Source organism: Candidatus Dormiibacter sp., assembly GCF_050999135.1.
In the GTDB taxonomy this organism is placed as follows: domain Bacteria; phylum Chloroflexota; class Dormibacteria; order Dormibacterales; family Dormibacteraceae; genus Dormiibacter; species Dormiibacter spiritus.
On the sequence record NZ_JBPCPN010000010.1, the window covers coordinates 38902 to 50841 of the forward strand.

Genomic DNA, 11940 nt, shown 5'->3' on the forward strand with positions numbered 1-11940 from the left:
TGGTGAGCCACGGGGAGGCTGAGACTGAGGCGGCGGGCGAGCGTCTCGGGACCTCCCTGCAAGCCGGCGACGTCCTCCTCCTGAACGGCGAACTCGGCGCGGGTAAGACAGCCTTTGTGCGCGGTCTGGCGCGCGGAGCGGGCTGCGTTGGAGACGTGCTGAGCCCCACTTTCCAACTGCTCCGGCTCTACGGAGGGCGCGTGCCGCTGGCTCACGTCGACCTCTACCGGTTGTCTCGTCCGAGCGATGTAGCTGATCTAGGCCTGGAGGAGATCCTCGAAGTCGGCGCGGCCGCCATCGAGTGGGGAGACCGCCTCGCCTGGCCAGGAGTGGCTAGCTTGGAATTTGAGGTACTGGGGCATTCAGTGCGCCGGCTGACCTTGACCGGAGCGCCCGAACATTGGTCCTGGTGATCGACAGTTCCTCGGCGGAGACGTGGCTCGCAGTTCTGTCGGCGGGAAGGCCCTTGGCCGAGTCACGACTCCCCGCTCAGCGCGACGGCGAGCTGCCCAAGGCTGTGCGCAGACTGAGCTCGCCGCAGGATCTGACAGCTGTAGCGGTGGGGCTTGGTCCGGGCTCCTTCACTGGCCTCCGGTTGGGCGCCAGCTACGCAGTCGGCCTGGCCCTGGGCCTGAGACTGCCGCTGCTCGGCTTCGGGAGTCTGGAGCTTCAGCTGGCGCGTGCCCGGCAAAAGGCGATTGCAGTCGTGGAGGCGGGGAGGGGCCGCCTTTACTGGCTTCGCGCAGGGCCGGGCGAGGTGGCCGCCCTGGGCACTCCGGCCGAACTACCGGCGGGCTGGCCGCTGGTCGGCTGGCTTCGCCCTCCGACGCAGGAGGCCGTCACCGAGGCTGGCCTGAGCCAGCTGCCGGAGGCGGAGCTGCGCACGTTCAGCGAGGGGGCGGCCAGGGTCCTGAAAGGGGCGCAGGAGCTCGCCTATGATACGGTCAGGCTCCGATACATGCAGTCTCTCGGCCCGCACTAAGGCGAAGTGGTACTCATCCGGCGCCAGCTGGCGATCGAAAGCATGAGGGAAGCGGATGTGCCGCAGGTGCAGGAGATCGAGCGCCAGATCTTTTCCAGCCCCTGGCCTCGCAACGCTTACTTCCGCGAGCTGTCCTCACGGAACAGCGCCCACTACATAGTCCTCCGCCAGGACCCACCGGACGGGGGTGATCTGCTCGGCTACGGCGGCCTTTGGCGGATGCACGATGAGGCGCATGTGACCACCATCGGGGTGCGCCACGACCGCCAGCATGAGGGCCTCGGTCGCATTGTCTTCGCAGCGCTCCTCCTGGCCGGTTTCAAGCTGGGCGCCAAATGGGTGACGCTCGAGGCGCGGGCGTCGAACCTCAACGCCATCCGCATGTACGAGGGCTTCGACTTCAAGGTCATCGGCCGCCGACGCGGTTACTACACAGACAACGCAGAAGACGCCATAGTCATGTGGTCTGACTCCATGTACTCAGGCCGCTTCCGCCGGATCTTCGCCGAGAACCTGACTCGCATCGAAACCCAGGCCCACGAACACGGCTATGACGTCCAGGGGCTGAACCTGGACGGCCTGGCCGGCAAGGATTCCGGCTGACCCTCACTCTCGCCGTCGAGTCGAGCTGCGACGAGAGCTCAGTCGCGCTGGTCCAGGACGGGCGCAGCGTTCTGAGCTCGCTCGTCCACACTCAGTTACTCGAGCATGCGGCGTACGGCGGTGTAGTGCCCGAGCTGGCGGCGCGTGCCCATCTGGAGAAGCTGCCGGCGCTGGTGCCGGCGGTGCTGGCGGAAGCCGGTGTGGGCCCCTCGGCGATCGACCAGCTGGCGGTGACGCGCGGCCCCGGCCTGGCCGGCTGCCTGCTGGTGGGCACAGGGCTTGCCCAGGGCCTGGCCACTGCCTGGGACCGCGAGGTGTTGGGCGTCAACCATCTCTGGGGCCACGTCTACGCGGCCCGACTGGCGCAACCGCAGCTAGAGCCACCGCTGCTGGCGCTGGTCGTTTCGGGGGCGCACTCCGACCTTGTTCTGATGCCTGAGCACGGGCGCTTCGAGGTGCTGGGCAGGACCCGCGACGATGCGGCGGGAGAAGCCTTCGACAAGGCCGCCCGCATGCTGGAGCTTGGCTACCCCGGCGGTCCGCTCCTGGATCGCGCGGCCCGGCACGGCGACGCCGGTCGGCAACCGCTGCCCATTCCGGCCCTGCCCGATTTGGGCTACAGCTTCAGCGGCCTCAAGACGGCGCTGCTCTATCGGATCCGTGACCTGGGTGGCGCTCAGCGCCTCAGCCCGGAGGTGAGAGACGACCTGTGTGCGGCGTTTGAGCGCTCACTGGTGGAGGCGCTGGTGCGCCAGCTGAATCGTGCGCTCACGCTAAACCCGGTCCCCGAGGTCGTCGTCTGCGGCGGTGTCGCCGCCAACAGCCTGCTTCGTCGGCGCGCCGCCGAGGTGGTCGGCCGGCGGGCGCGCCTCACCATCCCTCCACCTTCGCTCTGCACGGACAATGCAGCGATGATCGGCGCAGCCGCTGAATACACGGCGCCGGGCACCTTGGCGGTCGATCCGGGACTTGGCTGGTGAGCGAGAAGGCAGATGGCTGGGCTGAGGTCTACCGCGGCTCCGCCCTTGCCGCCGATCTGATACTGGCGGTCCTGGAGGCAAGCCAGATTCCAACCGAACGGCTCGGACTCGGGGGCAACGCAGTCTTCGGCGGCCTCGCCTTCGAGCTCTGCTCGATCCTGGTGCCGGTTGCCCAGGCACAGGCCGCTCGTCATCTCATCGAGTCCGCCGCCGACCCCACCTGAGCCGTCAGGTCTTGCCACTCCAGGCGCCCTTGGCGTAGACTTAGCACTCGTAAGGCTTGAGTGCTAAGCACTTTCAAGCCGAGAGTGCCAACCAATTCCAACCAGCGGAGGGACAGTTATGAATTTGAAGCCCTTGGGCGATCGGGTAGTGGTCAAGCCGGTCGAGCGCGAAGAGCGCACCAAGAGTGGCATCGTCCTGCCGGACACTGCCAAGGAGAAGCCCCAGGAGGGCATAGTCGAAGCGGTCGGGGCCGGACGCCTGCTCGACAACGGCACCAAGGTGCCGGTGGAGCTCAAGACCGGTGAGCGCGTGCTCTACGCGAAGTACGCCGGCAACGAGTTCAAGTACGAAGAGATCGAGTACCTGATCATCAGCGAGAAGGACGTCCTCGCGGTGGTCGGCAGCAACGGCAAAGCCAAAACAGCCAAGAAATAGCGAGGAGGAAACCAGATGGCAAAATCTGTCGTATTCGACGTAGAGGCCCGTCAGGGCCTGAAGCGAGGCATCGACACGGTCGCCGAGTCGGTCCGCATCACCATCGGCCCCAAAGGCCGCAACGTGGTCCTGGAGAAGAAGTTCGGCGCCCCGACGGTGACCAACGATGGGGTCACCATCGTCCGCGAGATCGAGCTCAAGGACCCGGCCGAGAACACCGGCGCCCAGCTGCTGCGCGAGGTGGCGACCAAGACCAACGACGTCGCCGGTGACGGCACCACCACAGCCACGATCCTGGCCCAGACCATGATCAGCGAGGGCTTCCGCAACGTGGCGGCCGGCGCCAATCCGATGCAGCTCAAGATAGGGATCGAGAAGGCAGTGCAGACAGTCGTCGATGAGATCAAGCGGGTGGCAGTGCCGATCAAGGGTCACGAGGATGTGGCGCACGTCGCTGCCATCTCGTCCCAAGACGAGACCATCGGCGAGCTCATCGCCGACGCGATGGACAAGGTCGGCAAGGACGGCGTCATCACCGTCGAGGACGGCCAGGGCGTCGGTACCGAGCTGGAGACCGTCGAGGGGATGCAGTTCGACCGCGGCTACGTCTCGCCGTACTTCGTGAGCAACCCCGATCGCATGGAGTCTGTGCTGGAAGAGCCGTTCGTGCTGGTCACCGATCGCAAAATCACAGCTATCCAGGATCTCCTGCCCGTGCTGGAGAAGGTGGTCCAGCAGGGTCGCCCACTTCTGATAGTGGCTGAGGACCTGGAGGGCGAGGCGCTCGCCACGCTGGTCGTCAACAAGCTCCGTGGCACCTTCCAGGCAGTGGCCGTCAAGGCGCCTGGCTTTGGCGATCGCCGCAAGGCGATGCTCGAGGACATGGCGATCCTGACTGGGGCCCAGGTCATCTCAGAGGATTTGGGGCTCAAGCTCGATCAGACCAAGGTCGAGCAGCTGGGCCGCGCCCGCCGCGTGACAGTGACCAAGGACGACACCACCATCGTTGAGGGCGCCGGCAAGTCGGACGCCATCCAGGGCCGGATCAAGGCGATCAAGGCCCAGATCGAGGAGACCACCTCTGACTTCGATCGCGAGAAGCTGCAGGAGCGGCTGGCCAAGTTGGCCGGCGGCGTGGCGGTGATCAAGGTCGGCGCTGCCACCGAGGTCGAGCAGAAGGAGAAGAAGCACCGCATCGAGGACGCTCTCTCCGCCACCAAGGCCGCCGTGGAAGAGGGCATCGTCGCCGGGGGCGGCACGGTGCTGCTGCAGGCGCAGAAGGCTCTGGAATCCGGTCTCAAGCTGGAAGGTGACCAGAAGACGGGCGTCAATATCGTGCGGCGAGCGCTGGAGGAGCCGGTTCGCCAGATCGCGGCGAACGCCGGCTATGAGGGCTCGGTCGTCATCGAGAAGGTGCGAGAGAGCAAGGCCGGCCACGGCTGGGACGCTCTCGCCGGCAAGTCGGTGGACATGGTTGCCGCCGGCATCGTGGACCCCGTCAAAGTCACCCGCTCGGCGCTGCAGAACGCGGCGTCGATCTCCGCCATGGTCCTGACCACCGAGGCGGTGGTGACAGAGATTCCCGAGAAGAGCAACGCCGCGGGTCCGGCAATGCCGCCCGACATGGGGATGTAGCCCCGACCAGCGAAAGCGTCAGATAAGCGAGAGGCCCCGCCGCGGCGGGGCCTCTTCTTTTTATGGTTCCGAGGGTTCCGACAGCTCCCCGTGCCGGCGTTTCGCTCGGCTGATCAGTTGTTGGCCAGCGGTTCGCGACGATCGCTGCGCCGCCGGCGCCGCCGCTCGCGGAAGTCACGGTAGCGGGAGGCGGCGACCCCGAGGAAGGGGAACAGAAGCAGCCAGACAGCAGTCAGCACGGCGGCCACGTTCGGTAGCTGGCTTGGATCCTGCATGCTCCAGTAAGTCCCGTAAGCGCCGAAGGCCGACCAGGCAATGACAGCGATGACGGCGACTCCGATGGTCCAGCGTCGGTACTCGTGGTAAATCCGCGGCGTGTGAGCTGCCGCCCTCCCCACCAGCAGGTAGGCGCCCAAGCCGTTCAGGCAGAACCCGCTCACGAGCGCGCACGCGGCGATGGTGACGCGGAACTCGGTCAGGTGGCGCATCACGAAGGCCGAGGCGTTTACCGCCAAGATGCCCACCGGCGTGGAGACGCCGACCAGAAGGAAAACCAGCTCTTTCAGACGCCGGCGGGTCACGTTGAAAAGAATAAAGGGCAGATTGTAGTCTGCCCTCGATTATCAGTATCAGGCGGCAAAGCCCGAGCTAGTGATCAGTGTCCGCAGCCGCAACCCTGCGCTGAGCTGGCGTTGTCGCCGGTGTCGAAGGAGTGCCCACAGCTGCAGGACTGGACTGCGTTGGGGTTGTGAACTGCGAAGCCGGCACCCATGAGGCTGTCGACATAATCGATCTCGGAGCCGCGCAGATAGGGCGCGCTGAAGTCGTCGATCAGGACTTTGACGCCATCCTGGCTCACCACTTCATCGGTGGGCCTGACGTCATCGTCGAAGGCCATGCCGTACTGCAGGCCCGAACAGCCGCCTCCGCTCACGTAAACGCGGAGAGCGAGGTTCTCGTTGCCCTCTTTTTGGAGCAGATTTCTGAGCTGCGATAGAGCTTCGGTGGTGAGTGTGACGCTCGCTTGCTCGATCATCGGGTGGTTGCCTCCAAGGTGGTTGTGAGCACCAATCGTACAACTGCTGGACCAATAGGGGTCAGGGGCTGGGCTTAGGAGTTGGCGTGGGCGTCGGACTGGGCTTGGGCGTAGGCGTCGATGTGGGTGCCGGCGTCGGGGTTGGTGGGGGAACGATTGTCGGGCCCGGGGTCGGTGGTGGAGCTGCGCTGGGAGTGGCGGTCGGCGCGGGCGTGGGGGCGGGAGTGCCGCTGGGCTGAGGCAGAGGCGTACCGCAATTGCCAGAACCGGCCTGGGTACCGGGTAGGAAGAGGTCCTTGCCGCCTGAAGTCGAGCCCGGGCAGCCGCTGGCGGTGACCAGCCCGTCAGGTTGCGAGAACCAGCCCTTGTAGCTCGAAAGGCCGTTGATGAACTCAGCCGAGATGGTGCTGCCGACGTCAACGCCGAAGGCCGTGGTATTGCCGTCGCTGCCCTGCTTGGTGTTGCCGGCCCAGGCACCGACCACGATGTCCGAGTTGTAGGCCATCATCCACGCGTTTTGATGGTTGTCGGTGGTCCCTGACTTGCCAGCCATCTGTCGGTTCCAGCCCAGGCCCCACTGCTTGTTGTAGTCCTTCAGAACGTCGGTGATCAGGTATGCCTCGGCGGGGCTCAGGGGGTGGCTGACGCCCGGCGACTGCCCGGGCTGCAGATCGAATACGGTGTCACCGGCGGGACCAATCACCTTACGGATGCTGGTGAGCGGCACCATGGTGCCCTGGTCGGCGAAGGTCTGATAGCCCTGAACGTTGTCCAGCATGGTGATCCCATGCTGGAAGCCCCCGATCGCGCCCGGGAGAGTGGGTTCCAGCGGTGACTTGACGCCCATCTGACCGGCGAGCTTGATCACGTTGTCCATGCCCTCCTGTTGGCCGACAGCGACAGCAGGAACGTTCCGTGAGAGCACGAGCGCTCGGCGGGCGCTCAGGGCACCCATGAAGTGATTGTCGAAGTCCTTGGGACTGTAGCCGCCGAAGTCGGTGGGCACGTCGTGCACTGTGGTGGCGACGGTGATCTTGTGGTCCTTGAGGGCAGCTTCGTAGACGTAGGGCTTGAAGGAAGAACCTGGCTGCCGTGCCTCCCGGATGCGGTCGAACTGGCCGCCGATGGCGTCGTTCTGGTAGTCGCTGGAGCCCACGTAGGCCAGGATCTCACCTGTCTTGGCGTTGGCGGCGAGCAGATCGCCGTTGTTGATACCCTTTCGGCCCAGCTTGGTCACCCCGTCCTGCACTGATTTCTGGGCAGCGGCTTGGAGATCGAGGTCGAGCGTCGTGGTGACCGAGAAGCCGCCGTTCTGCACGGCTTCGGGGCCGAACTTTGCCTCCAGCTGCTCCAGCACGTACTGGCTGAACTGCGGTGCCAGGCTCGTGAGCAGGCTGCGGTCGAACTTGAGGGCCGCCTTGATGTCCTCCTTCGCCGCCTCGTCCGCCTGCTGCTGGGTGAGGGCGCCGGTCTTCACCATGCCATCCAGCACGTAAAGCTGCCGTTCCTTGGCTCTGTCGTAGTGCAGGGCGGGATCGAAGTAGGAGGGCCCGTTGATAAGGCCGGCCAGGAAGGCCGCCTGCGCAGCTGTCAGATCTTTAGGCTGCTTGTCGTTGCCGAAGTAGATCTTGGTGGCTGCTCCGATCCCGTAGGCGTTGTGGCCGTAATAGACGCGGTTCAGGTACATCTCCAGCACCTGGTCCTTGGAGTACTTCTGTTCCAGTGCCGTGGCCAGCACGGCCTCCTGCATCTTGCGGAAGACAGAACGCTGCGGTGTCAGCACGTCGATCTTGATCAGCTGCTGGGTGATGGTGCTGCCACCCTGTTGATTCCCGCGCCGGGTGAGGTCGGCAACCGCGGCCCGAGCGGTGGCTGTGTAGCTGATGGGCCCGTGGCTGTAGAAGCTCCTGTCCTCGGCGGCGAGTGTGGCCTGAGGCGCCAGCTTGCCCATGTCGGCCAGCTTCACCACCGAGTAGTACTGTCCCTGAGAGCTGTGCTGTTCGATCTGCCGGCCGTTTCGGTCGAGGATCAGGATGGAGCCGGCCAGGGCGGGGCGCTGTCCTGGGTCGGGCAGGTCGCGCAGAGTCCAGACGACATAACCGAAGACGCCTGAGATCATCACTATCAGCACCAGCGCCAGCCAGGGCAGCCAGCGACGCCAGCGCCTCAGCGGAGGCGTGGGGGTGGTTCCATTCCGGTAGAGGGAGGCCCGTCGGGGCCTGGAAGCCGGCCGGGGGGAGTCGGCCAGCGATCTCTCCGGCGAGCTTGACGTTCTCGCCAGCATGCTGCTCCATTTAACCGGAGGAGGCCCGGCTTCGTTATGCCAAGTACGGCCTGGTGGGGTTTGGGGGAAGCGCCGATCCGGGGCTGCTAGACTCTTCAGGCGCTGGTCCCGTGGTGTAGCCTGGCCAAACACGCGGCCCTGTCAAGGCCGAGAACGCCGGTTCGAATCCGGTCGGGACCGCCATCTTCATTCGAGGAGAGGTGGCCGAGCCCGGTTGAAGGCGACGGTCTCGAAAACCGTTATAGGGGCAACCCTATCGTGGGTTCGAATCCCACCCTCTCCGCCATTTCCGTATTCGAACTCGACCCTGCGCCTGCATCTGTCCGGTCCCAACCGTCCCTGCGCGGCCGCGACTGAGAAGGGCGACGCAGACACCGCCTGGCAGGACTCCACAAAATTTGTCCCTCTCCTCTGGACCGCCACGCTCCTGCCGCGCTATGTGAGCTACTTCAATCAGTTGAGCGAGTGGGAGATCAACCACATCCAGACGGTCGAGGCCGGTGCAGGATCGAACCCGACGAGCCATCCGGGAGATGTGGAGCAGGAGCGGCGCACACTCCGTAGCTTCTTTCAGACCGCCCTCGTGGGCGGGCTGATCGCCGGCGGTGTGTTGCTGACGGCGGAGTACGTGCTTATCGTGCTCGGCACGCTCCTGCGCTGGACCTGGTGGTTCTGGGTCCAGCTCGTGCTGGCGGGAATTGGGGCGTTGAATATTGTCTATTCGTCACTCCTGGCTTTGGGCTTCCAGCCAGGAGTCCAGCAGGAACAGCCTCGCTTGTCCTTCACACCGGCGGACTTCGCGGTACTGTTCACCGTCAGTCTGGCCTGGGCCGCGATGTTCGTGTGGATGATTGTCGCCTACCGCCGCTACGGTCCTTGGGCCTGCCGAAAGGTGCCCATCTCGCCCCAGTAGCGGCAGCGCAGCTGACGCCGCTCCCCCTGCGGCCCTGCTTCCACTCTGGCCGCCTCCGGAGCTTCCGGTTGGTGTGACCATGGCTGGTTTCAGGCGCAGGGGTCAGTAGTGAGCGCGAGAGGAAATCTCATCAGGGGTCGGAGGGAAGGCCGGTCCCGCCCTGACGTTCAGCCGAGACTTCGGCCATGCTCCTCAGGACCTCACATCGAAACATGGCCATGAATTTCGCGATGAAGCCGAGCGTCCAAGGAGCTAAACCTGTTCGGGCATCCGAGGGACGACTTGACAGCAGGTAGAATGCCACAATTACCCGAGCATGGTGTACTGGAATGCGCGCAAGCCCGCCGTTCCGTGACGGGGAAGGCAGGAACGGACCTACTCTGCGGTACCGCCGTGCAATCTTCGTGGCCGCACGCGGCAACGCGGCACTCTCCCTAGCCAGGGCCCGCAAAAAGGTCTGAGGGGTCAGGTTGGCGGGTCGACGGCGACCAGTATAGGGGCGCCGGCTTGACTCACCAGTCGGCCGCGCTCGTCGACGAGCAGATGCACCAATCGTCCATCCGTGGCGCGGACAACACTGCCATCCCGATCGACGAAGTACTGCACCAATGCTGCGCCGCGCTTAATCGGTCGCCCGTGGTCATCGGTAGCAACGTCGGAGGTCCATGGCCGTCGGTCCAGGTGGTCCACGCCATCCGGACGAAGAGCCAGCTCAACTCTCATGCTGACGCCTATCCGAGGATGTTCGGCACCACCAAGTTGGTATTCCCCCCAAATAGCGGCGTCTGCCACGGACATAGCCCGCAGCGCCAGCGCTTCTGACTCAAGCCCACGCTGCTTCATATACTCCGTCAGTGGACTGGTCGGCCAACGGTCTATCAAGCTCAGTACTACATGCTCGCTCGCAGCGACGGGATCAGAACGGTGTACAGCCCAAAGATTCGCTCGCTCTAAGAGCAATGCCGCGGCTGTGACGACGTGTGCTCCGGCCCTGGGCTCAGCTTCCGGGGGATTGGTCTTGGCGAACTCCTGCGTCAGGCCGGCATGCGTGAACCCGAGGCTCTCAAGAATTCTTCGGGCCAACCCCGAAGACTCGTTGTGGACGAGAGCCAGAACCAGATGATCAACGCCGATGTAAGAGTGTTGGCAACGCTTAGCCTCGTGCCCAGCTATCGTCAACAGTGAGTGCCCCTCCTGTGAGCGACCTGTCGGCAGGCCAGCGAAAACCGATTCCTGACTACTAGGTAGCTCTGAGGCGGCAGCCAGCCCCCAGGACGCTATGTCCGTGCGGAGCCATAAGCGAATGTCCTGGATCGACGTGACAGGATGGGGAGGTCGGTCCGCTGTCCGCATCAGCCGAATGAAGTCAGGACGCGTGATTCCTAAGATGCGAGCGCCCGCCGCCGCATCAACCAGACGGCGATCGATCCGGCTAGACACCGCCTCGTGAGGGAGAGCCGGACTCGCGGCTTGGCGTGGTGCTGTCTGAGGTTGGCCGCTTCGGTGGTGGTGGAATTTGGTGGACCGGAGCCCTCTTCACTGGCGCTCTTACTTTGGCGGCGTCCACACCAGGGCCGTTACAACCGACGCAAGGATCCGCAGGATCGGCGATTTGGCCTCCGCCTTGCCATTGGGCACCGTCCCAGACATACGCATTTACTTGAGCAGTATAGTAGCCGGGTCCACACGGCGCGGCGGTCGGAAAGCGATATGCCAAGCCCATGTAGAATGTGCTTGTAGAAGAGTAGGTGTAAGTCTGGGGACTACCGGCCGGGCACCATTCCCAGCTGGAGCCCGTCCAGTATTGAAAGCTTATCAGTTGTGAAATCCATCCAGCTGGTTGTGCTTCTGGAGTGCCATCAGGCTTGCTAACGGCGACATACGCCTTTGCCGATAGACCGGTGGAGTTTATGATGACATTCTTGGCCGATTGGTTTAGTGCGACTGATCCTCCCCAAAGTGACGCAGTAGACCAGTGCCCATTCGGGACGTCAACGGGCTCCCAAATGTGGCCAAGGCTCTTGGTAAAGCTGCACTTCCAGAGGTTGCCATCCTCATCAACGTAGGTATCCCCGTCGTGAGCGGCATCGCACGGCGGGAAACCTTCCGGAACGTTGCCCCCTTCAGGCCACCACGACCAACCGTCCACAGTACCGCCGTATCGACATACCCACCGCTTTCCACTCGGGTCGGTGTAAATCATCCCATCGTGGGCCGGATCGCACGGTCCGGCCCCGGGAGGACCCTGAGCGAATGCTAATCGGGCGCCAAACAGGCTGGCAGACTTCGAGCCGGAACTGTTATTGGTTACAGAGCCTAGGATAATCGCCCCAGCTACTAGGATGGAGGCTAGAGTCACCGCAAAGATCCGTCTGGCCACCCATCGGTATCCGGGGCGGACCAAGCGTACACCAAGACCGCAGCGAGTAATCATTTGAAAGCTCCTTCCGGATAAAGCGAGGCCGGGCCCCACGACCCGGCTAGCGCTCCGTTACTCTCAGGCTGGCAACTATTGTAGCTCAGACTTGGATGGTGCGCTCTACCGGCGCCGGATCCTTGGACACCGAACTGACGGTAATGATGCTGTCCGAGACGGCGTGATGGGCGTCTAACGAGGCGTGCGCCGGTGGACTCGGAAAGGGCGACGCGCTAAGAGCCACCAGGAGGCCCGGCAGCGGGTCGACGAGTACTACACGGCCTCCTCTGAGAGCGGTCATGCTGCCCTACCTTTCTTCATGGACGCTGGCGGGGCAGGGATGGCTTTCATGCTGGCTGCCGAAGATGGCTCAGGTGGCAGATCCCCCTGCTCGGTTAGCCCCTCCTCGTGACCGCTGATTAGGCTCTGCG

12 protein-coding genes, 2 tRNA genes and 1 pseudogene are annotated in these 11940 nt (G+C 64.2%); 11 read left to right on the forward strand and 4 right to left on the reverse strand.

All coding sequences use genetic code 11. The annotated features are described in order from the left end of the window. Positions 1–2 precede the first annotated feature (2 nt). The 7 genes from tsaE to groL all read left to right on the forward strand — a co-directional run bounded on the left by tsaE (position 3) and on the right by groL (position 4860). Positions 3–413, forward strand: a complete 411-nt coding sequence (gene tsaE / locus ACR2MZ_RS02585; protein WP_434003509.1) for a tRNA (adenosine(37)-N6)-threonylcarbamoyltransferase complex ATPase subunit type 1 TsaE — start codon at positions 3–5, stop codon at positions 411–413. Next, entirely contained in the window at positions 410–982 is a 573-nt protein-coding gene (gene tsaB, locus ACR2MZ_RS02590; protein WP_434003510.1) for a tRNA (adenosine(37)-N6)-threonylcarbamoyltransferase complex dimerization subunit type 1 TsaB, read from the forward strand. The genes tsaE and tsaB overlap by 4 nt, the downstream gene beginning before the upstream one ends. A 42-nt stretch (positions 983–1024) precedes the next feature. Further along, positions 1025–1585, forward strand: a complete 561-nt coding sequence (gene rimI, locus ACR2MZ_RS02595) for a ribosomal protein S18-alanine N-acetyltransferase (RefSeq protein WP_434003511.1) — start codon at positions 1025–1027, stop codon at positions 1583–1585. After that, positions 1582–2565, forward strand: coding sequence for a tRNA (adenosine(37)-N6)-threonylcarbamoyltransferase complex transferase subunit TsaD (tsaD, locus tag ACR2MZ_RS02600; RefSeq protein ID WP_434003521.1), 984 nt, complete (start codon positions 1582–1584; stop codon positions 2563–2565). Before rimI ends, tsaD begins: the two co-directional genes overlap by 4 nt. Beyond that, positions 2562–2789, forward strand: coding sequence for a putative signal transducing protein (locus tag ACR2MZ_RS02605; protein WP_434003512.1), 228 nt, complete (start codon positions 2562–2564; stop codon positions 2787–2789). Before tsaD ends, ACR2MZ_RS02605 begins: the two co-directional genes overlap by 4 nt. A 118-nt stretch (positions 2790–2907) precedes the next feature. Next, positions 2908–3225 (forward strand): co-chaperone GroES, encoded by a 318-nt coding sequence (gene groES / locus ACR2MZ_RS02610; protein ID WP_434003513.1) that lies wholly within the window; start codon positions 2908–2910, stop codon positions 3223–3225. 15 nt (positions 3226–3240) lie between these two features. Then, positions 3241–4860, forward strand: coding sequence for a chaperonin GroEL (gene groL, locus ACR2MZ_RS02615; RefSeq protein ID WP_434003514.1), 1620 nt, complete (start codon positions 3241–3243; stop codon positions 4858–4860). 113 nt (positions 4861–4973) lie between these two features. Here groL and ACR2MZ_RS02620 read toward each other — a convergent pair whose 3' ends face one another. From ACR2MZ_RS02620 to ACR2MZ_RS02630, 3 genes are all read right to left on the reverse strand, one after another. Then, on the reverse strand, positions 4974–5441 hold the full coding sequence (locus ACR2MZ_RS02620) for a hypothetical protein (protein ID WP_434003515.1): 468 nt from the start codon (positions 5439–5441) through the stop codon (positions 4974–4976). A gap of 74 nt (positions 5442–5515) precedes the next feature. Further along, complete coding sequence (gene erpA / locus ACR2MZ_RS02625) at positions 5516–5896, reverse strand: iron-sulfur cluster insertion protein ErpA (RefSeq protein ID WP_434003516.1); 381 nt, start codon at positions 5894–5896, stop codon at positions 5516–5518. Positions 5897–5957: 61 nt separating this feature from the next. Beyond that, positions 5958–8180, reverse strand: coding sequence for a transglycosylase domain-containing protein (locus tag ACR2MZ_RS02630; protein WP_434003517.1), 2223 nt, complete (start codon positions 8178–8180; stop codon positions 5958–5960). Positions 8181–8284: 104 nt separating this feature from the next. On the opposite strand from ACR2MZ_RS02630, the gene ACR2MZ_RS02635 reads away from it, so the two are divergent. The 4 genes from ACR2MZ_RS02635 to ACR2MZ_RS02650 all read left to right on the forward strand — a co-directional run bounded on the left by ACR2MZ_RS02635 (position 8285) and on the right by ACR2MZ_RS02650 (position 9915). Next, a tRNA-Asp gene (locus ACR2MZ_RS02635) sits at positions 8285–8363 on the forward strand. Positions 8364–8374: 11 nt separating this feature from the next. Continuing rightward, a tRNA-Ser gene (locus tag ACR2MZ_RS02640) sits at positions 8375–8466 on the forward strand. 171 nt (positions 8467–8637) lie between these two features. Then, complete coding sequence (locus ACR2MZ_RS02645; protein ID WP_434003518.1) at positions 8638–9093, forward strand: hypothetical protein; 456 nt, start codon at positions 8638–8640, stop codon at positions 9091–9093. A gap of 507 nt (positions 9094–9600) precedes the next feature. Beyond that, a complete protein-coding gene (locus ACR2MZ_RS02650; RefSeq protein ID WP_434003522.1) occupies positions 9601–9915 on the forward strand; it encodes a hypothetical protein in 315 nt (104 codons plus the stop codon). A 63-nt stretch (positions 9916–9978) separates the two neighbouring features. On the opposite strand, the pseudogene ACR2MZ_RS02655 reads toward ACR2MZ_RS02650, so the two are convergent. Next, positions 9979–10446 (reverse strand): annotated as a pseudogene (locus ACR2MZ_RS02655) (Clp protease N-terminal domain-containing protein); the annotation flags it as partial. Positions 10447–11940: the final 1494 nt, after the last annotated feature.

Excerpts from the sequence above, each read along its gene's own strand:
- rimI (WP_434003511.1), top strand. The coding sequence starts at position 1,025 with ATGAGGGAAGCGGATGTGCCGCAGGTGCAGGAGATCGAGCGCCAGATC.
- groES (WP_434003513.1), top strand. The coding sequence starts at position 2,908 with ATGAATTTGAAGCCCTTGGGCGATCGGGTAGTGGTCAAGCCGGTCGAG.
- groL (WP_434003514.1), top strand. The coding sequence starts at position 3,241 with ATGGCAAAATCTGTCGTATTCGACGTAGAGGCCCGTCAGGGCCTGAAG.
- erpA (WP_434003516.1), bottom strand. The coding sequence starts at position 5,896 with ATGATCGAGCAAGCGAGCGTCACACTCACCACCGAAGCTCTATCGCAG.
- ACR2MZ_RS02630 (WP_434003517.1), bottom strand. The coding sequence starts at position 8,180 with ATGCTGGCGAGAACGTCAAGCTCGCCGGAGAGATCGCTGGCCGACTCC.